The sequence below is a fragment of the Clostridium taeniosporum genome (assembly GCF_001735765.2).
GTDB lineage: Bacteria > Bacillota > Clostridia > Clostridiales > Clostridiaceae > Clostridium > Clostridium taeniosporum.
Genome location: NZ_CP017253.2, coordinates 1,471,862 through 1,492,889, shown reverse-complemented (window position 1 = coordinate 1,492,889; position 21,028 = coordinate 1,471,862). Strand labels below are relative to the sequence as shown.

Below are 21,028 nucleotides of genomic sequence, written 5' to 3'. Positions count from 1 at the left end.
ATTACTCCTTCCAATGACCTCTATCTAATATACTAATTTGTTCTGGAGTAGCAGTTCCTGCTTTCCTTGCTCCAATAGCATCATACCACTTATACCCTGGTATCCATTCATCTTCACCAATTTTAAATTCAGTCGTTGGTCTTGTGCCTCCATTACCTGGTTTGGTTCTTTGTATAACCCATGTATTTCCTTGTTCCTCTGGTGCTCCTGGTGTTCTTGTATGCCATCTTGATTCATATTTATATGTTCCATCATTCCACTTATAAGATATTTGTTCATATCCATCTTTTGATTGAGCCTTTATTTTTGCGGTTTCAGGAATTTCAATTGGTGATTTTTCTCTATATTTATTTACTACCTTAGTAATTTCTTCTTCAGGCATCTCTGAGAATTTTAATGTTTTAGGGTCTCTTGCCCCCTTAGAAACTTCTCCATTATTAATTTTACTAGTTTCAACTTCATCAGCAACTTTTGGAGCTTTTGATACTTCTTCTGCTATATTATTACCTTCATTAGTTACATTTTCAATAGTTTTTTCAACATCACTAAGCTTTTCAGCTTCAACTTCATTTGGTTTCACTATCCTATTTAGCCACTTTTCAAAATCATCAATTTTATCAGCTGTTTTGCTACATACTTTAGTACCTTTTAATAACTCTAAAAGTTCTTTTACTTTTTACTTTTTGATAATGCAATTGATCCTTTAGTTGCTCCAATTATTAGGGAAATACCTCCTGACACTGCTAATGCGTTTTCATAAATTGCTGAAATTCCTTCAAATGTTCTTTCATCACCTGAAAGATTCTTGAAAAACTTATGTACTCCTTCTTGAAGTTCAGTTAAACGTTCTATACATTCTGTATTGTTCTTATAAGTATTTTCGTCTCCAAGTCCCGTTTTTTCTCCAAACCATCTAGCACCCATAGGTATCCATTTTAATGGTTCAATTATCAATTCTACACATTCATCTGCAACCACAGATCCTACTAATTGTTCTGTTGGCTTCGCTTTTTTATATGCCTCTTCCCCATCCTCTGCAAATTTACCATAATCATCCACCGCTATATCTAGCGTTCCATCTGTTTTACTATCATCTGTACTACTAGAAACTGCATTAGCACCATCAGTTGCTGCTAGTAAAGCAGCTTCATTCATTTTCATTTGTTCTGCTAATGCCTCAGCTACTCCATTTTGTGGATCATCATCTGTAAATGGTTCATATGTTTCTCTACAGCTTCCATTTTCGTATACTTCATTACTTTGATTATAGCATTCTCCTTCAAGAGAAATATAGCTTGATTTACTTTTTTGAACTACTACTTTATTACTTCCACTTATAGATACACTTCCACCACTTAAGCTTATTCCACCTGATGCTCCTAAACTTAAATTTCCTGAACTACTTATATTAATTCCATTTTCATCATTTAAGTTTACATTCATTCCACTTCTATAGAAGTTAATAGCTCCTGGTAATATGTCTAAATTATTTCCACTTTCTGTTGAGAAATATCTATTGTTTGTATTTGATATTTTAGAGCAACTACTTCCATTTTTTCTTACGCATCCAGTTACAATAGGTTCATCATATTTATTAGGGAAATAAAGCATTACGCTTTCTCCTACTATAGGCATTGCATACATTATATTTCCTGTTGGTGGGGCATACTTAAACCATGATGCCTTGCTTATTTCTTGACTTTCATCTATATTTAAATGAAGCTTTACCTTTTCTCCATCTACTGCAAGAACTTTTCCTTCAATAGATATACCTTTTAGTTTTTCATTATATATTTTTTCTTGCCAAATTCCCTTTTTTCTACAAAGCCTATATTTATATATTAATTCCCTATTATGTATTTGTCCATAATATTGATTTACATAAAAATCTCTTTCTTTAAATTTTATTAAATCTCCAATATTCATTTTTTCTCTAAGAATTACTTCATAATAAAAGAAATCTGTATCATGTAAATCCATTCCTAGAGCTAAGACTTTATGATATTTTTCTAAATCTTTATGTGCCTTATAATTAATTTCATTATTCAAAGCATGAAATTTTAAACTAGGTTTTCCAAAATAAATTATATTATTTGTATTTACTACATCACAAATTATTTCTAACCCTAAATGACTTCCTATTCTTTTTAAAAATTCATAATCTGTTTCTTTATATTGAAATAGTGGTTTTTCAATACTCATAGGTTGGCTCATGCATTGAGTAAATCCATATCCTTTATAATTTTTTAGTATTTCATTTATTAAGTCATCATAACTCATATTTATATCTTGAAAAGATCTTGTCCTTTTTTCCATATCAAGCAATGAACTAGTAGATGAACCTTCTAACTCTAAATAATATATTCCATTAATATTAGTTGTTTTAACATTTTCTATTATTCCATTAAATATTATTATTCTTTTTTCTTCATTTCCTGTGTTTTCATTATTACTTAAATCTGTGTTTTCTTCTATTTCTTCATAGACACATATTTTATCATTTGTGGAAGCTTCTATAGAATACTTAAAATTTACGCTATCATCTATTAAACATTTTAAATATATACTTCCATGTTCATTAGGTTTACAGAAAATTTTAGCATCTTCTATTTTAAGTATTTCATATGGACACTCTACTTTTAGTTTTCTTATTGCTTCCATAGTAAACTAAATCACCTCCTTACTATTAGTCATCTTGTCCACTGGTTACAAAAGTTATATTACCACCACGGCAACAATATATTACTGAATCTGTTGTAATTGCTGGTTCACCTTCAACTATAGTATCATCTTTAGTTTTTATCCAATCATGAACTATTTGTGGCATACACTTTATACCAGTTTTAAGATTTCCATCTTTATCTATTACTGTTATTTCAGTTTTCTCTACAAAACATCCTTTTTCTTCGCATACTCCAAAATAACTTATATTTTGTTCTGTATTATCTTTTTTATTTAATATAGGCTTACCATTTGCATAGCTTCCATGACTTACAGGAAGATTTATTTTTCTTTCATTACTTCCTTTACTACACTTCATTTTTGCACCTCTTACAATATAGTAAACAGCCATAATATACCCCCTTAATTATTTATTTTTTTACTTCTAATCTTTCTAATAAAATCCCTTTAAAATCACGTCTTAATAAACTTTCTGCTACATCTAATCTGACAACTATTAATGTTTTATCACTTTCTTTTATTTTAAATATCTTCTTATTTTTAATTTTGTTTTCATCTAACACTATTTTCTTTACTATTGTTTTATTTAAATTAAATTCTGATTCTTCATTTAAAGCTTGTACTTCTTCAAATATGGGCAAATAATAGATATATTGTTCTAAATTTTTATAATCAGTTAAGGCAACCATTTTAAAAACTATATTAGAGTTATATTTTGATAATATCCTTTGTAATTCTTCTGAAACTAAAAATATTGGAATATTAAGAATATCTAAGTACTCAATTCCTTGTGCTGATTTAACATAAAGAATATTATTATCTTCAATATTATCTGCTTTCACTAAATTCAAATCCTTAGTATTAAATTTCTTAAATAAATTTAATATTTGTGGAGTATTAGAATATCTTTTATCTTGCTTTAATAAAAAATAATCCATATATATTTCCTTTCTTATTCTTCTTTTGATGGTGAATTTTCATATATCAGTTTAACTTCATCTCTATATTCACCAACAAATATCATTATTTCTTCACTCTTTTTCATTTCTTTATATGATTCACAATTTAAAAAATCACATACAATACTTTCTAAAATATCAATGACTACATTATGATATTTATTTCCTTCACTAATTTTTATTTTTTCAACATCCATTTCTGTTATAGTACGTCCGTATGCTTTCTTTTTTTCTAGCAATTCACTGATATGATTAAAAAGTGGTTCATATATAAAAGATAAATTAAGATTTCCTGTACAGTCTTCCTTGTCTAAAAACCATTTTTCATCATACATATCAATTCTATAAAACCCACTATTTTCAATTATATTTGTTCTTAGATATGATATATAAATATATTTTATTTTCCCTTTTAAGTTTTTATTTTGTAGATCATTTGAAACTTTACAAACATAATCAAAATTATCAATCAGCTCTTTTTTTATAGATTCTCTATTATTAAATTTTTCATATATCTTTAAACGTTCTTCAATAAATCTTTCTTTAACATATTTTTCATTAAACTCTTTTAATACTTTTTCTTTATCTACTGGAATTATCATTAATCCTTCGCCCCTATGCAGTAAGATTTTATTGTGTATTAATCTTCGTTCCACTCATGACTATGTCATCTTTTATTTTTAGTTTTGCTCCATTTTGAGATATTGTAACACCACCACCACCGTAGATAGATACATAGCCACCACTTATATTTACACTGGATCCAGACATTGATATAGATTTATTACTATTTATAGATATTCCACCATTATCACTTAAGCACATTGAATTCTTTCCTGAAATAACATCTATAGCTCCGGGTCTCATTATTATTTCTTTTCCATATTTAGTTCCAATGCTCTTTATAGATGGATCACTACGTTTAGATGAATTACTTGATTGTAAATTAACTGAACTGATAACATAAGCATTACTTTCAGTATTGTCAGGAAAATATAATCTTATTGAATCTCCAACTTCAGGCATACAGTACCATCCAGTACCATCTGGTGATGAAAATACTGTTGAGTATGGCAACCAAATTGTTGCCTCTTTTGTATTTAAATATGCATCAATTTTAAGAGAAACTTTAACTAAATCTTTAGTAACATCAAGTACATAGCCTTCTAAGGATACCCCTGATATATTTTCATTAAACACTTTTTTAACTTTTGCTCCATTCTTATCTTTTAATATATAATTATTAGATAGTACCCCTTTAACTAAAGTAAATTCACTTTTACATATACATAACTTTCTTCCTTTAAAAGTAATAGAAGTAAGTGAGTTTAAAATTCTATTAGTAACTACTTCATAACTAATAAAATTCATATCATTTAGTTCATAACTACCTTCTCTTGATTTTAACTTATACTCCTTTATCCCTTTATTTACAGAATAATTAAATTCATCTAATTCATATACTGTCCCTGGGCCATCATCTCCTATGTAATATTTAATTCCATCTAATGTGCATTCTGGTATTAGTACAGTATTAAAATGAGATGCTAATCTTTTTAAAAATTCCCAATCAGTTTCATTATATTGAACAACCATATTATCAATGGTTTTACTATTTGTTACATAATCTATCATTTGAGCATTATGAATTTTATTTATAGTATTAAAAATTTCTACATATGTTAAACATTCACCTTGAAAGCTTCTGCTTTTCTTTTCTAAATCCATTAAAAAAGTCTCACTTTGTGCTTCTATTTCTAAAATTCTTACATTATTAAAAGTATCTATTGATATATTAGTAACTATTCCTTTAAAAATTTCTGTTATATTTTCTTTATCATCCTTTAACGATACCTTTATTATGTTATAACTTCCTGTTTTCTCTACATACTCATCTGATATTTCTTCTGATATAATTCCCTTTATATAAAATTTTCCATGCTCATTTATTTCTTTAACTACTCTTAACTCTAAAATTTTTAAAAATTCATAAGGTTCTATTAATATGTCTCCCTGCGTATATACATATTCCATACTCATTTATTCTCACTCCCTTTTAATTATTTTCTGAGCATACTTCTTTATTTATCTTTATTGTTTTAAGTATTTGAAATACAATATCATCTTTCCACTGTTTATATTCACTATAGCCGCAACTAAATGTACCCATTAAAGTTTTTCCTTGAAATTCTAAAAAAAACATAACATTATATAGAAAATCATCTATAGCAGAACTTTTATAATCAAAGTATCCTATATTCTTTTTATCTACCTCTATAATACCTTCATCAAAATATATGTTTGCTGGATTTAGTCTTTGAGTTATTAGTTTCATAATACCCTTTATCTCCTCTATATGATCATCATCCAAAGGACTATCTATAATCTTTAATGTTATAGCTATGCTTCCATCTTCATTACATTTAATTATTTCTGGTCTGTTTTCTGATGGATATTTAAATTTTCTTGATTCTTCACTCATATCTTCAAATGTATTTGGTATATAAATTTTTAAAGCTCCATCAAAAAATTCTGTTTCTTCAAACTCATAAAATTTATTATTTATCTTAACTAATCCATTTGTAATATCTTTTCTAAGTTCCTTTTCTTCTGCTTCATTTATAAAATCTAATATCTTTTCATCTACTCTTTCATCCATATTTATCATCCTCCCATAACTTTATAGAACCTCATAAAAATAAATTATTCCTATGACTATTTCAAAATTTTTTCTTAATCTAATGGTAAATACAATGTTTGTCCAAAATAAATTTCATCTTCATTTTCTATGTCATTTATTTTTAATATTTCAGATTTATTTTTAGCATATTCAATGTTATTTTTTTTACAAATTTCATTTAATGTATCGCCTTCTTTTATTGTGTACACTTTTAATTTCACAATATCATTTGTAGTTTCATCTGATGGTTTAGCTGTTTTTGATGAATTATCATCTTGTTGTAATTTTTGTGCTAACTCATTACTTTGTTGTAGCTTTTGTACTAATTCATCTTTTTCTGATGTTATTTTGGTATTAGTAGAAATTATCTCATTAAGTTTTTTTGTAACAGTATATTTTTCAATACCGAAATATACTGTAAGCATTAATAAAATAGTTGTTAAAAAAATCATTATTATAGAACATAATTTAAATTTTTCTTTTTTCTCATATGATTTCACTTGCTTTATATCAATTTTATTTTCAATATCATCAAATATATAAAACCCACTGATTTTCTCAACTTTATCATTTTTCCATTGGAAAAATCCTCTTGTTCCTGCTATAGGATCAACAACATAAGCTACTTGCCACGGTAAGTTGAAAAAATTTTTTTGAATAAATATATCGTAATTAGATAAAAATATTCCATAACTAGGATGTGTATGTTGCCATCCTAAAATTTTTTTTTCAGGATATAGTTCTTCGTGCTTCTTATGAATATAATTCCAAGTTTCATGGGTAAAAGTTAGAGTAGATGCAGATGCATCAGTGTATTTTGCTTCAATGAAATCTGAAATTATAACATGCTTTTTACTATTAATTTCAGCATAATCTCCTATAAGAATTGCACCACGTTCATGAGATGTATCTTCTTTTGAAAATTTTTCTATTTCCTTATATACCCCTTGCTTAATATAAATTTTTATATCATTAACATCTATTTCTCCAACAACAATGAAATTAACAGGAAGCTTGATAGTTTTATCACACTCATTAATTTTTTCATCTTCTAAAATTTCAATTTCTTTCATTTAAATTCACCTCATCAATGGATTTATGTTGTAGCTTAAATAATTTTTAAAAATATCATAATAGCAATAATAGCCCATACGGCTTTTTTACTGGTTCCTCCTTTTTCTTCTAGATAATTTGGTTTAATATACTCATGCATGTTTTTTGCTATTTTAATATGTTTTTCTGCATGGCGATTATATAAATAATTACCAAAAGCCCCTGAAAGCACAAAAGGTATAATGAATATCAGTAATATTAATATACTATCTTCACTTAAAATTAAATTAGACAATAACATTCCTAAAAATATTAAATTTAAAAAATGTAATACATAATATAGCAATTGAATCTTATACATTTTTCTATATGCATACCAATGTCCTCCGAAAAATGCACTTGCCCAATTCCAACTCACTTTACTATTAGTAAGATTAAACTTTTTAAATCTTTCTAAAAAATAAGTTTGATTTTTTCCAATAAAGGCTCTCATATCCTCATCAATGCTTGTTTCATTATATGGATTATAATTATTACTAAATGTTTTATGTATATATTCATGCTCTTCAGTTCCCATAATAGTTCCTGTACATCCAAATGTAGTACATGCTTTGTTTTCAATCCAACACTCTTTATGATGTGGCATCTCACAGATGCTACATGCTACAATATCTTCATCTTCTTTGAATTCCGATTTACAATAAGGGCAGATTTTCCCTACAAAGTTCATTGTTCAACTCCTCCTGTTTTTAGGCACATTAACCAAAATAATAGGCTCAAAATAGATGAGCATATTGTCTATTATTTTTTAAATGTGCCTTGTATAAATATAAAAATTTATAATTTATTTTGTTAATAAATCTCTATTTCAAAATCATATTCATCTTTTTTCTTTTTTTTAATTAATAATTTCAATATGATGAGTATTGCTAGAATAAGTAATATTGATAAAATAATAATTGCGATTTTTAATTTTTCATTTTGTGCTACAACTTTTTTATATTTTGTTTCTATATCACTTTTTATTAGGTTATTCTGTTGATTTTCATCAGTATTAATATTTTCTGGTGTAATATTGTTTATAAAATCATTTATCTTAGATGTTCCTATTGCAAATCCTATTCCTTCTGCATCTAATATTTTCATAGTATTTATTCCCATTACTTCACCATTTTCATCAACAAGTGGTCCACCACTATTTCCTGAATTTATTGATGCATCTATCTGAATATATTCGTGATTCCTAATTTTTCTGTTCTTTGCTGAAACTATACCTTTTGTCATTGTATATGGAATATCCTCTGGTGCTCCAATAGCATAAACCTCTTTACCTATAGATATCTTATCTTCTGAGGCAAGTTTAAGAGGTATTAAGTTTTCATCTACTTTAATAAGTGCCAAATCCATTTTCGTATCAATTTTAGTTACCTTACCAACGCAACTTTTCCCATTATATAATTTCACAGTAACAGAACTAAAAGAATCAACCACATGTGCATTAGTAATAATTGTATTTTTATCAATTGCAAATCCACTTCCAAGACCTTTATCAGTATAAACAACTGTAACTGAATTAAAGAGAGTTTCAGGAACAAAATTCATAGCATAAACAGGCTTAGGGATAAGCAGTATACATATTAGGAATATAATTACATATTTAATTTTCATACAAATCCCACCTTTTTCAATTTGCTTTATTTTGTATTAAATACAAGTACAGAATTTCCAAGTGAAATTGCATCTCCTTGCTTTAAAGTATATTTTGTTATTCTCATGCCATTTACAAAAGTCCCTGATGGTGAACCTTTATCTATAAGCACATATCTATTTCCTTCTTGAACAATATCACAATGTTTAGGAGCAACTAATTTATCTTTAAATAATACAATTGTATTTTTACCACTGTTTCCAATGCTTGTTATTCCTTTAAATACAAGATATTCCTTACCTTCAAATTCACCACGTATTACTTTTAGCCATGCAGTTTTAGCAAATTGTTCTAATAACCCTATCCCTAGTCCAATTAAAGTTCCCATAATTATGATACCAATTGCTCTTGCAGCTGTTCCTGTATCTGTTGGATCTATGCTAATAGACTGTGCTATAAAGTTAAATAAAAAGCCACCAATAAATCCTCCTATAATACCACCTAATACACAATTAATTATTCTCATTTTTTCTGGTTTAATTAAACCAATACCTATACCAACACCGGCTCCCATAACTGTCCAACCAATAGCTCTTATAAATCCCAAATAAATTTCTGATGTATATTCAGTTGTATCATGTAATAAAGAAGAATATGCTATTTGTGCTAAGAATCCACCAACAAATCCAACAATAAGTGCAATAATAAGTCCTATAAACCCATATTTAATAGCTTTTTTCTTTGAACCATAATATATTCCTTCTCCAATTCCCATTACAGCACCAATAGCTCCACCGGTAATTGCAGAGAATAATGAAGATTCTAATAAAATCGCACTTCCCCTTATTGCATAAATCTGTGACTGACTAATTCTCCCTAAATTAAAATCATTTATAAGACTTTCAATTGTATATCCTTTCAACGCAAGTATTTTCTCGCTATCAATTGGCATAATCTCTTGCAATATCCATGCAATAACTCCTCCAATTAAACCGTATAAAATCCCTTTAAAGAATATAGTTTTAAAATTAATTTTTCCACCTTTAGGAACAGTAACTTGACTATTTTGCATTCTAGATACAGTTGGTACAAAATCAATACCTTCAAGCTCTTCAACTGTAATATCAAAATCATTTTCATCTTTTTCTTCTAATACTACTTCAGCTACTTTAGAACTATCCTCTCCTATTACATTTTCCTCAGCTTGCAATAATTCAATGGAATTAATATTTTCGTTTTCTTCAACTATTTCACCATCATCATTAAATATATCTATATCAAAACTTGAAGTAAGAGTTTCTGAAACCTCCTCACCTGTCCATAAATTTATATTTCCCACTGGAAATAAATGTTTATTTTCAATTGCCCATTTTGCAGCATCTGCTGAAAGGGGACTGAATGAATTCCAAGATTTATATTGAATCATGTCTCCAATATTTACAATTATGTCACATAGAGATTCACCTGCACCCCATATATCACCAATACAAATTTGACCATCCTTAAAATTAGGATGCCATATTGGTGTTTCAATTGTACAAAAGGGTTTGTATCTTGGATATTCTGAATGTAATGTAATTGTGATAACATGTTTATTTAAAGTTTCAATTTTATCATCTTCATTCAAATAAATACCATTAATATAATAGGTGATTTTGTATTTTTCAGCTGGTTCACAGCCTATTGGTTCAACGATTATATTTTTATGCCCATGAAAGTTCTTTTTTATTTCTTCATAGTCTGCTGCAATTCTCCTAAGTCTTGCATTCATTCAAATAAACCTCCTAAAACTTCATTTTTATCATTTGATAACTCATAGTGAATATACTTTAAGCCACTTCTTGAACTAATAATATGAAAAAGCGGAATACCTATATCAAATAATTTTTTATCAAGAAAGTTTTCATCTCCATAAATAGAGTGAAATGTTTCAAATCTCATAGTCTTTCCACATTTTTCGCATACAATATCTTTATTACTTAATTTATTTACTACATTAAAAATGTTTTTTGAATGACCACAACTGCAAGTTGCTATAGTTACAATATCTCTATCAAATTCTAAAATTGCACTATCTCCTAAGTCTTTTTTTGCTTGATTTAATACATCTCTAATGGAAATATCTCTTGCAGACCATGGCATTTCCTTAATATCTTCGTATATATCATGACTCATACAGTCATCTTTCCTTTGATATTCAACTACAAAAGAATCATGTGTTAAACCATTAAACACATAACCTTTTCCAGCAAGTGTTGGTAATTTTCTATCGTTATGTAACAACTTGAGCATTTCTTGAACCTGAATTCCAGCAATAATAGAAGATGATGTTGGAGTAGTTGGAGTTTTACCTTCAAGGATTTGTTCATGAGTAAGTAATGCACATGATTTTCTTTTATTAATTAAATTCCAGTCATTTTCTGTCATTGTACATTCATAGCATGGACCAGGTGGCACAAAAACTCTTGCAAATCCATTTAACACTTCAATTGCTCCGTCAATCCAAGGCTTGTTCACCTTATAGCAAAATTGATTAATAGAAAGACGGGCTTCACGATTATCAAGCCCCCCTAAAACAACATCCATTTTTCTAAAAACACCAAGTCCTATATCAGTAACGATGTTGGCTTTTAATGGAATTGCTCTAACATCTGGATTTATTTCTACAGCTTTTTCAGCAGCTGCTTCTGCTTTATATTTGCCTACATCACTCATACGATATAAAATAGAGCGAGTTAAATTTGTTTGTTCAATTTTATCCATATCAATAATTAATATTTTTCCAATGCCTAATAGTGCTAAATTTTTGATAAGTTCATTTCCAATAGCACCAGCACCAACAACCATAATAGTTGAATTATGTAAAAGTTCTTGATTCCACCACGGTATAAGTTCAAGTCTTGAGTATCTATTCTCATCAATATCTAAATTTAGAATTTCTTCCATACTATGCACCTGCCGTTATTTCAGGTTGAAGTCTTAAAACATCACCATCTTTTATTTGTGCATCAGAAAGTGTTTGAGTTTCTAAAAGTTGTCTTCCTGAAACCTTGTGAATAAATTTATAACTAATTAGATTTCCATCTGGTCCTGTTGATGGAAGTTTGATTTTTTCTATAAGTTTAACCATTATAATACCTATCTTAATATCATCTGGAAGGCCAACCTTTCTCTCTTTATTTCCTGTTGTGTCAACAATAACTACATTAATTTTTGCCATAATTTAATTTTCCCCTTTCAAACTGTTTATTTATTATCTTTAATTTTTTATTGTAAGTTAATCTAATCATTTTTTTTCTTAAATATGTTTTTTATTTTTTTAAACAATCCACCTATACCAACTGCAATTAGAATCCATATTTTTTTAAATATAAGCAATATTTTTGCAAATAACCCTGCCTTGGCTGCTGCTGAACCACCTGCAATTAATGCCGCTAATCCTCCAACTTTTGCTACTTTATCCCCTTTTATGTAATCAGTATATCTTTTACCTTCTTTATAAGAATATTTACTAATTATAGTTGCTAAATCAGACTTAACATTTTCTATTTCTTCCTTATCTGCAACTAATGTAACTTCTGTTACTCCACCACGTCCTAATACTCTTACATTATAGTTAACTATTTTTCTATCTTCACTACTACATAACACTGACCAAGTTAAATTGTGAGTATTTTGATCATAATGTGGCTTTTCATCCCATCCTACTATCTCCAGAGTAGCACTTCCATTTTTTCTTCTTTCCTTATTATCTTCTTCTGTTGCTTCTTTTATTTGTGATAATAATTTATCTGAATCTATTTTATTAGCATCCTTATCTTCAACATATCCCATATTATTAAACTCAAATAGAACAAACCAATCTTCGTTAGTATCCTTTGCAAAAACTATGCCTTGTTCCCTACCACTAACACTATTATCCATTCTCTTCATTATATTCTTTGCGTCTTTTCCATCTGCAAAAATATATTTATCAGGCAAGTTTAACTCTGCTAAGTCATTTCCCACATCTACAGTCTTTGGACCTTCAATCCAATTTATTTTTGATATATCTACTGAGTCATCAGCTTTTGCAATTCCTGTATTTAGAGCAAATATTATTAAAACAACTAATATTGTTAATACTTTCTTAATCATATTACAATCCTCCATCTTATGTTAAATAAAAATAAAATTCCTATATTTAGTTTAAATTCTTGTGCTTTAATCTTATATTTAAGCATTTTTTATATGTATCTCTTTTCTAAACAACTATTATGCTTAAAACGCATTTTTTTCTATAATTTTAGATTCTCTATAAACTTAATTCACCTACCTTCCCATACTTACCAACATTTATAACCTCTTTTTCTAAACTAAATATTTTCTATTTTCCCCCCTTAATCTATCAGTATCTTTTTAAATCTTCCCCTTTTATGATTATTATTTGTTCCTGAGTCTTCTCTTTGTTTTTTTAATACCTCTAAGAGATACAAATATAATTCTTCATTTGAATAATCCTTTTCTTGAATATTTAGTTTATATGATAAGTAACTTATTATTATATCTTTTTCAATTGCATCTTTATTTTGAATGCACATAGTAGCAAAAGTTATATCCCATGCTTCATTAATATTACACTTTATTAATTCTCTTCCAAACATTTTTAAGATAATTGGTGATAAACCTATTGTGCTTTTAGTTGAATAAGGGGTATTAATTATATTTACAGTGTCATACTCCGTTGATAAATCTTCAAACCCAGTATAATTTATTCTTAAATGTGCCCCTTCTCTAAGCTGAAACCTACATAATTCCATTTCATTTTCATTTAACTCAAGTTCATCATCTAAATAAAATTCTGTACAGTTCTTTATAAAATCCTTATCTATTGCCTCTCTTAAAAATTTCACTTTTACTATAGTGAATTTATTGTTACATTCATATTTTATTTTTGTATCTTCTTTCAAAATATAAATGACCTCATTATATTTAATTATCCCTTTTTTTACTATTAAAAAATCATTTTCTACATCTATTGAACATCCAGAGATTATCCCATCACAATACTCTTTAAGCATTATGTCAATAAATATTCTTGGATAATCCCTAAGCTCATTAAGCATATCTATTTTTAAAAGTCTACCACTCTCAAATAGTGGGTACCTATTTTCAAACACCAAGTCACCTTCTTTCAATGTTCATCTGTAAATATTTGTTAATAAATCTATATATGTTGATATATCTAAGTTAATTGTTAAATTAGAAATGAAATGTATCTTTTGTGTGGTGTTACATTAGATACACCCAATAAACTTTTCAGTAACCCAGCAAATGTATTCCTTTCATTTCGGCTTTAGAGAGTTAACTTTAAAACTAGTTCATCCCATCGAAGAAATTTTTCTCCCATTTATCATTTTCAAAATAAAAAAACTTTTCTTTACTGATATATAATTCATGTTCTTTTCTTAATATAGCTAGTACATAAAATCCCCAAAGTTCTTCTTCTGCCCAAACAAAAAACTTTATTTCATCATTTTCAATATTATCTGTTTCATGCTGACTTATATTAGGATACTTTTCCACAATACTAACGGCATCAGTATTTTCTAATTCCTCATTATTAAATTTATAATCATACTCATATTTCACATTATTGCTACTATCTTTTAAATAAAGTTTTAATATAACTCTATCCATAAATCTTGAAACAAAACCTCTTTTAATTTCTTTATTTTTAATTAACTTAATTTCGTCTCCCTTATGGGTAAATGCTGTAAGTGTATATGGAAGTGTTGGCATATTATTTTGAATTTGTATATCTGCATATCCAAAATTTTTAGAATATAAATACTTTAATGCTCCTTTAATACAACTTAACTTCAAATCATAATCTTCACTTGTATCTTTTTTACTTTTATTTATTTCAATTATTCTTCCTGGTATAAATTCTTTTAAAGCATCCTTAAATATATCTACTTTGCATGATTGACCTGTAAGTTTAATTAATGAATACTCGTAAAGCTCATCATTTTTATATAAAGTTTCTAAGAATTTCTTTATTATGTTATATACATCACCTTTTATTAATGTACTTATTTCATATGTTGTAAGATTTAATGTTGGTGCCTCTTTTATAATTTGTAATTTTCCTTTATTCATATATGATAGTTTCCATTTATCATATATAATTTGAGCACTATCTATTATTTCTAAATTTTCTTTCACTTCATTTGGACTTAATATTATTTTTATAAGCTCTGGATTACTAAAAAATATTTTTTTAATCTCTTCTGCTAAATTAAATAAGAAATAATAATTGTTTCTAACCTTACAATAGTCTTCCTTATTTCTAGTTTCATATAATTTAAATCTTGTTGGAATTATCTCTTCTGCTTTTTCATATTCACTGTTTAATTCTTCATATAACTGAGTAATTCCGTATTTATCTATATTTCTAAATATATCTATTCTAAATTCATCTACTATAGCTTTTTTTATTTCTAAGCAATTATCTCTAGCTAATGTATTTGCCATTAATATTTTTATAAATTGTAAAATTCTAAATGTAAGATTATTGCCTCCAAAATCTGTATCTCCATTTTCATAAGAAGTTTCTATATCTATTTTGTATGAAACCCTATTATCCCTTATGCTAAAACTGCATCCTGAAAGATCTGTAGTTCCCCCTCCACAATCTATGATTAATGCCTTATATTCATCTCCATTTGAATACTTATCTCTGTCAATAAAATCACTTATTGTGTTATAAAGAACTGCAACACTTTCTTCTAGCATATTTTCACTATGAACATTATAATCACTTAATACTTCTTCAAATAATTTATGGAATTTATACTTTTGTTTTGATGGACATGAAATGTAAATATTCTTAAATTTACATTTAAATCTTTGATTTGCTAAAGATATGACATATTCTAAATATGCTTTTATGATATCTTTTCTCTTTACAAGTGTTGTTTTACCATGAATATCTATTACTTTTTCACTTTTTTCAAAATCACTTATCCATCTTTTTATGTCGTAAAAAACTGTTAAACTGTCATCAACATATCTCTTTTTTGATGCAAATAAAGCATCATAAGCAAATATGTATTTAATATTATCTTCATTTTCGTTTATATATTTAATTCCTACTACACTTGGAATCAATGGAGTTATTGTATAATCTTTTTTTGTTTTATCTAAAAGTTTTACTAATTTTACTTTATCATCTTCGTAATCTTCATGTTTTCTATTTCTAATTAAATCATTATTTAACCCTTGAAATACTTCTTTATCAATATAAATTCCTGCTGTGGTATTTGAAGTTCCAAAATCTATAGCAAGTGGCATTGTTGTCTCTTCTAATTCTCTTATTTCAAGTTGCAAAATAGGTACAGATGAATACTCTAAATCATAATTTTTAAAATCTACTTTATTTTCATATATATCATAAATAAGTTCTGACTCTTTTTCAGGTAAAAATACTAGATTATAAAATTTACTTTCATTTTCTTGAATAAAAACATCTTTTCCCTTTACTAAAAAATATTTATACTCATTATTTTTCTTTATCCTCTTGATATTTAATATAGTAAAAACATTAAAATTATTATCAACTAATAAAACATTACCTTCTTGTAATTCTTTATTACTTTTCAATTCAGATTCATCACATACTTCAAGTGATAAATCTTTATAAATCACTATTTTTCCAGAATAATCTATAACATCACTTTGTATTTCTCTTTTAGAACTTCTCTTTATGAATTTTTCTACTCTTTCTATTCCGCCCTCTGTATAATTATTTATTAACCTACTATCTTTTTCGCCTCTATACTTCATAATAAGTTTTATAAGTTCTTCTTTATCTAAAGGATTTATTATACTTTTTATTAACTTTTCTTTATTACATATTTCTCTTAATTGAAAAGTTGTCATTAAAATTAAGTCTTTTTCTTTATATCTTTTTGAAATATTTTCTTCTTGCTTTTTATACAACTTGTAAGTATATAACCCCATTTTTCCCTCCTAAATTTTAAGTGGTTTTTTATTTAGCTAATAACATCCATATTTTTAATTCATTATTCTAAATAGCAAAAATAACATATACAATATTTATTAATTTTTATTCAATCATTACTATGTCATTAATTTTCATTGTATTATTAGAACCTAAAATTCCAAAATGCTTATTCCAAAATAAATAAATCTTCATATTTATAGGTAAAAATGTATCTATAATTGCATTTATTCTACCTTTTAGAATTTTAGTTTTACATTCATCTAAATAAATATAGATATCTTTTGGATTTTCTTTATTTAAATACACCATACTGTTCTTAAATATTTTTGCTAAAGTGTTATTAAAGAGCTGCAAAGAAGTTCCTGTTTTATATAATGTTATAAAGCTATTTAAAAATATATCTTTTTCTTTTTTACTAAAACAAAGTACATTTTTAGCTAAATCTTCTCCGTATACATTATTTATTATGTCTTTATATAAAAATTTCTTATAAAATTCGCTTTTATTTAATCCTTGTTTTAAATCTAACTCGCATAAATAATGAATTAATATATCAAATAATACATTTTTTAATTCTGTATTTTCTTTGAAATTAATATCCAGTAATTCTTCAAATATCTCTTGAAACCTATAAAAAGCATTTATTTCAACATATTCATCTTGTGGTAATTTATTTGAATTGATATTTTCAATAGATAATTCCATATATGGACTATATATATCAGCTTGTTTAAATTTTATTGTTTCTATTGATGTATCTTCTTCTATTGCCTTTATAAAGATGTCATAAATGTAATTCATATTAATCTTCCTTCACATTTATATTCTGGATAAATCAATTGTATTTCTGACGCTAAAAAACTTAAAATATCATTATTTAAATAGTATTCTTTGTCCTTTACTTCAAAGTATAGAACCAATGATTTTTTAATATTATCTTCTCTTATTTCATCTATTATAAAGTCATTAAAATCATAAGTTTCTTTGTCTTCATTAATATTAAATTCTCCTATTTCTAAATCTTTAAATCTTAAATGTTTTGATACTTCAAATGAATTTATAAGCTTTGCTATTTCGCTCTTTGTTTTTATAACATATCTATTATTAAATAAAAATCTATTTGAGAAATTAACATTTTTATAATTACTCATAATTTCATAATTATATTTTCCTACTTTATCTTCTTTGTAGCTGACAAACTTATATACTGTCCATAAAAATGAATTTGAAGTCTTTGAATTTACGGTAATATAGTCTTTTTTTATTGTTACATAATCCATATATTTTTCATCTAAATCAACTAGATAACCATGATTTATTCCTTCTTTTTCTATTGAAAGATTATGTTCATAGCTAACTTTATCTATACAAGGTACTGGAAATCCTGCGCATTTTAATTTAATCTCTTTTATATTCCAAAGTGGTACCATATCGTATTTTATGTATTGGTTAAAATCACCAAAATCAATATTAATTTTTATAATTTCTTCTTTTTCATCTATTTGATCCTCACACTTTATAAGATAGACTTCTGCTATTTTATTTATATAAGGCACATTAACTGTTTTCCACATAATATTGTTATTTATAAAAGCCTTATATAAAGTATTAATTTTTTCTTTGTATTCAGTATTTGTTTTTACTTTAAAATAAGCTTTATGAATCTTTTTATTTGTTTCTATAGTTCCTGTTATTTCTAAATTTCTAGATACAAATTGCTTAAAAGTGCTATACTTACATTTTAAAAATATATTAAACATTTTAGATGACACATTATTATTTAAATTATCTATAATTGTTTTTACATCATATATTTTTTCTTCTATATCTTCTTCTATCATTGGAAATAAAAACTCATTAGTTACATCTAAATATTTTCTATGAATTATAGTTGAATATACATTATATTTTTCTTCTAAATATTGTATTTCGTCAAAAACTCTTTCTTCTAACTCATTAAGTCTATCTTCACTGTATTTTTCTAATGAAGTAAATACACTATTCATTATTTTTTTTAGAGTTAATCTATCATTTAAATCACTTATTTCATTTAATTTTTCATAAATTCTATTCATTCTTATCACCTGTACTAGCTATTTCTTTGTCTAATACCTTTAATTTTTCATCTATTGATTTTATCTCTTCTGTAAGACCCACTTGACTATATGCATCTCTTGCTAATGTATATAAAACTTTAGCAGAAGTAATATCACCTTTAGTATATCTTTCATTAGCTTCATTTAAATATATATCACCTTCAGCTTTTGTTTGTGATTGTTCTTCTATCTTTTTATCCATAAGAACTATTTTTTTTTCTAATGCATTTGCTAAACTATTAGAATTTATTTTTTCAAAAGCCTCTTTTGCCAAAGTGTAATACATCTTTGCTCCTACATAGTCACCTTCTATATATTGTGTGTCACCATTTTTTCTTAGGTCTATAGCTTTACCTTGAAGCTCATCCTCTTCCTTTTTAGCTTCTTCTTCTTTTTCCTTATTCTTCTCTTCTTCTTCTTTTGCTTTTTCCTCTTCTGCTTTAGCTTTTTCTTCTTCTTGCTTTTTGGCTTCTGCTTCTTTGCCTTGTTGTTCATATATTTCTTTAAGCTTGTCTATAGCTTCTTTCTTTTCATCTTTTAAATAATAATTAGAAGCAAGTCTTTTCGCCTCTAAATAATTTTCTTCTGCCTCAGCTACTTTTCCCGCCTCTAACTGACTATCTGCAAGTTCTAAAAGATCAGCAACGCTTATACAAGTTTTAGTTATATCTATTTTTTTTGAAATATAATCTCTGGCTTTATCATCAGTATCTTCACCTTTTTCCATTGCTAATAAGTATTGATCTAAAGCCTCATTAAATTTTTTTTCTTCAAGCTTTTTATCACCCTCAATTATTATTTCTGTATATTTACATTCATCATCTATTTCTTTTATATGATTTTTAAGTTTGTACTTATTAGCTATTTTTAATGCTTCCTCATATTTGGAGTTTGCTTTTTCAATATGTCTATTTTCTATGTATCCATTTGCCTCACTTATATAATTATTCATAGATGCTATTTCATCTCTTTTTTTATTCTGCTTTATATTAAATATTACTAATGCTATAACTAAAACTAATATTATTGGAATTGCTGCAAATAATATTTTTTTTATTATGGCTTTTTTCTTTGGATTTACATATGCTTTTTCAACAAATGTTACTGCCAATGTATAGTTTTCCAGCTTACTTAATTGCTTTGATAAAATCATATCTTCAACTCTATCTGCAACTTCTTGTGGTTCTGTTGCCCCTTCTAAGGCATCTTCTATTTCTTTTTCATCACAATTTTCCCATATACCCTTTGTAAGTAATGTAAATACATCACCATCATTAAGTTTTATTTTTTTAGATATAAATGGTGAGCTTAATTTATTTTCTCCTAAATAACAAGAAAGATTGTTTCTTTCTATATGTTGTGCTGCTTTATCTAAAGCTATAATTTCTTTGTCACTAAGTTGCTGTGTTAAAGATAAATCTTTGCTTCTTTCTTTTAAGTATCCATCCTTAAAAAAGTAAAATCTTGAATTACCTAAAACAATATATCTAACTTTACTATAATTAGTTATAGCTATTGTCAGAGAAGCTTTAAGTCTTACATTTCTACTTGAATTTACTAATTCTTTATTAACTATATTTAAATATTTTCTTAGAGTAAATCGATTCATAGTAGGATTTTGTGTAAATAATTTAATAAATGTTGTTACTGCTATTTGAGCACTTTCATTTTCTGTATCATTGTCGATTCCATCTGCAATAGCATAACATCCAAATTTATCAAGCTCTATATATGCAAAATAATCTTTATTTTGAAGATATGTTCCTTCTTCAGATATAAAGCTTGTCTTAAATTTTGAATTTAACTTTCTCATTTGTCTCACCCTAACTTATTAAAATCTGATTATTTTGACGCTGCGTTTTTAATATGTTTTAGCATATATAATAAGTAAAATCATATATC

Annotated in this window: 19 protein-coding genes; all 19 read right to left on the bottom strand. The window is 26.5% G+C overall.

Going from position 1 to position 21,028, the window contains the following annotated elements; genetic code table 11:
* Position 1 precedes the first annotated feature (1 nt).
* Entirely contained in the window at positions 2 to 580 is a 579-nt protein-coding gene (locus BGI42_RS06975) for a hypothetical protein (RefSeq protein ID WP_105165905.1), read from the bottom strand.
* 89 nt (positions 581 to 669) lie between these two features.
* Positions 670 to 2,661 (bottom strand): late control protein D, encoded by a 1,992-nt coding sequence (locus tag BGI42_RS06970; RefSeq protein WP_125461016.1) that lies wholly within the window; start codon positions 2,659 to 2,661, stop codon positions 670 to 672.
* Positions 2,662 to 2,686: 25 nt separating this feature from the next.
* Positions 2,687 to 3,073 (bottom strand): DUF4280 domain-containing protein, encoded by a 387-nt coding sequence (locus BGI42_RS06965; protein WP_069679639.1) that lies wholly within the window; start codon positions 3,071 to 3,073, stop codon positions 2,687 to 2,689.
* 19 nt (positions 3,074 to 3,092) lie between these two features.
* Positions 3,093 to 3,620, bottom strand: coding sequence for an imm11 family protein (locus tag BGI42_RS06960; protein WP_069679638.1), 528 nt, complete (start codon positions 3,618 to 3,620; stop codon positions 3,093 to 3,095).
* A gap of 14 nt (positions 3,621 to 3,634) precedes the next feature.
* Positions 3,635 to 4,243 (bottom strand): hypothetical protein, encoded by a 609-nt coding sequence (locus BGI42_RS06955; RefSeq protein WP_069679637.1) that lies wholly within the window; start codon positions 4,241 to 4,243, stop codon positions 3,635 to 3,637.
* A 28-nt stretch (positions 4,244 to 4,271) separates the two neighbouring features.
* The gene (locus tag BGI42_RS06950) at positions 4,272 to 5,681 is read right to left on the bottom strand and encodes a contractile injection system protein, VgrG/Pvc8 family (protein WP_069679636.1); all 1,410 of its coding nucleotides are present in this window, start codon (positions 5,679 to 5,681) and stop codon (positions 4,272 to 4,274) included.
* Between the two features lie 16 nt (positions 5,682 to 5,697).
* Positions 5,698 to 6,300 carry a hypothetical protein gene (locus BGI42_RS06945; protein ID WP_069679635.1) on the bottom strand — a complete coding sequence of 201 codons (603 nt, stop codon included), beginning with the start codon at positions 6,298 to 6,300 and terminating at the stop codon, positions 5,698 to 5,700.
* Between the two features lie 74 nt (positions 6,301 to 6,374).
* Complete coding sequence (locus BGI42_RS06940; RefSeq protein WP_105165904.1) at positions 6,375 to 7,394, bottom strand: LysM peptidoglycan-binding domain-containing protein; 1,020 nt, start codon at positions 7,392 to 7,394, stop codon at positions 6,375 to 6,377.
* A 35-nt stretch (positions 7,395 to 7,429) separates the two neighbouring features.
* Complete coding sequence (locus BGI42_RS06935) at positions 7,430 to 8,104, bottom strand: RING finger protein (protein ID WP_069679634.1); 675 nt, start codon at positions 8,102 to 8,104, stop codon at positions 7,430 to 7,432.
* Between the two features lie 122 nt (positions 8,105 to 8,226).
* Positions 8,227 to 9,042, bottom strand: a complete 816-nt coding sequence (locus BGI42_RS06930) for a S1C family serine protease (protein WP_069679633.1) — start codon at positions 9,040 to 9,042, stop codon at positions 8,227 to 8,229.
* Positions 9,043 to 9,068: 26 nt separating this feature from the next.
* Positions 9,069 to 10,793, bottom strand: a complete 1,725-nt coding sequence (locus BGI42_RS06925) for an FHA domain-containing protein (protein WP_069679632.1) — start codon at positions 10,791 to 10,793, stop codon at positions 9,069 to 9,071.
* Positions 10,790 to 11,968 (bottom strand): HesA/MoeB/ThiF family protein, encoded by a 1,179-nt coding sequence (locus tag BGI42_RS06920; protein ID WP_069679631.1) that lies wholly within the window; start codon positions 11,966 to 11,968, stop codon positions 10,790 to 10,792. The genes BGI42_RS06925 and BGI42_RS06920 overlap by 4 nt, the downstream gene beginning before the upstream one ends.
* A 1-nt stretch (position 11,969) precedes the next feature.
* Positions 11,970 to 12,242, bottom strand: coding sequence for an EsaB/YukD family protein (locus BGI42_RS06915; protein WP_069679630.1), 273 nt, complete (start codon positions 12,240 to 12,242; stop codon positions 11,970 to 11,972).
* Positions 12,243 to 12,304: 62 nt separating this feature from the next.
* On the bottom strand, positions 12,305 to 13,159 hold the full coding sequence (locus BGI42_RS06910; RefSeq protein ID WP_069679629.1) for a DUF2167 domain-containing protein: 855 nt from the start codon (positions 13,157 to 13,159) through the stop codon (positions 12,305 to 12,307).
* Between the two features lie 242 nt (positions 13,160 to 13,401).
* Positions 13,402 to 14,181 carry a hypothetical protein gene (locus BGI42_RS06905; protein WP_069679628.1) on the bottom strand — a complete coding sequence of 260 codons (780 nt, stop codon included), beginning with the start codon at positions 14,179 to 14,181 and terminating at the stop codon, positions 13,402 to 13,404.
* Between the two features lie 196 nt (positions 14,182 to 14,377).
* A complete protein-coding gene (locus BGI42_RS06900; protein WP_069679627.1) occupies positions 14,378 to 17,026 on the bottom strand; it encodes an Hsp70 family protein in 2,649 nt (882 codons plus the stop codon).
* A 106-nt stretch (positions 17,027 to 17,132) separates the two neighbouring features.
* On the bottom strand, positions 17,133 to 17,831 hold the full coding sequence (locus BGI42_RS06895; protein WP_069679626.1) for a hypothetical protein: 699 nt from the start codon (positions 17,829 to 17,831) through the stop codon (positions 17,133 to 17,135).
* A complete protein-coding gene (locus BGI42_RS06890; RefSeq protein ID WP_069679625.1) occupies positions 17,828 to 19,105 on the bottom strand; it encodes a normocyte-binding protein in 1,278 nt (425 codons plus the stop codon). The genes BGI42_RS06895 and BGI42_RS06890 overlap by 4 nt, the downstream gene beginning before the upstream one ends.
* Positions 19,098 to 20,939 carry a PP2C family protein-serine/threonine phosphatase gene (locus tag BGI42_RS06885; RefSeq protein ID WP_069679624.1) on the bottom strand — a complete coding sequence of 614 codons (1,842 nt, stop codon included), beginning with the start codon at positions 20,937 to 20,939 and terminating at the stop codon, positions 19,098 to 19,100. The genes BGI42_RS06890 and BGI42_RS06885 overlap by 8 nt, the downstream gene beginning before the upstream one ends.
* Between the last annotated feature and the right edge of the window lie 89 nt (positions 20,940 to 21,028).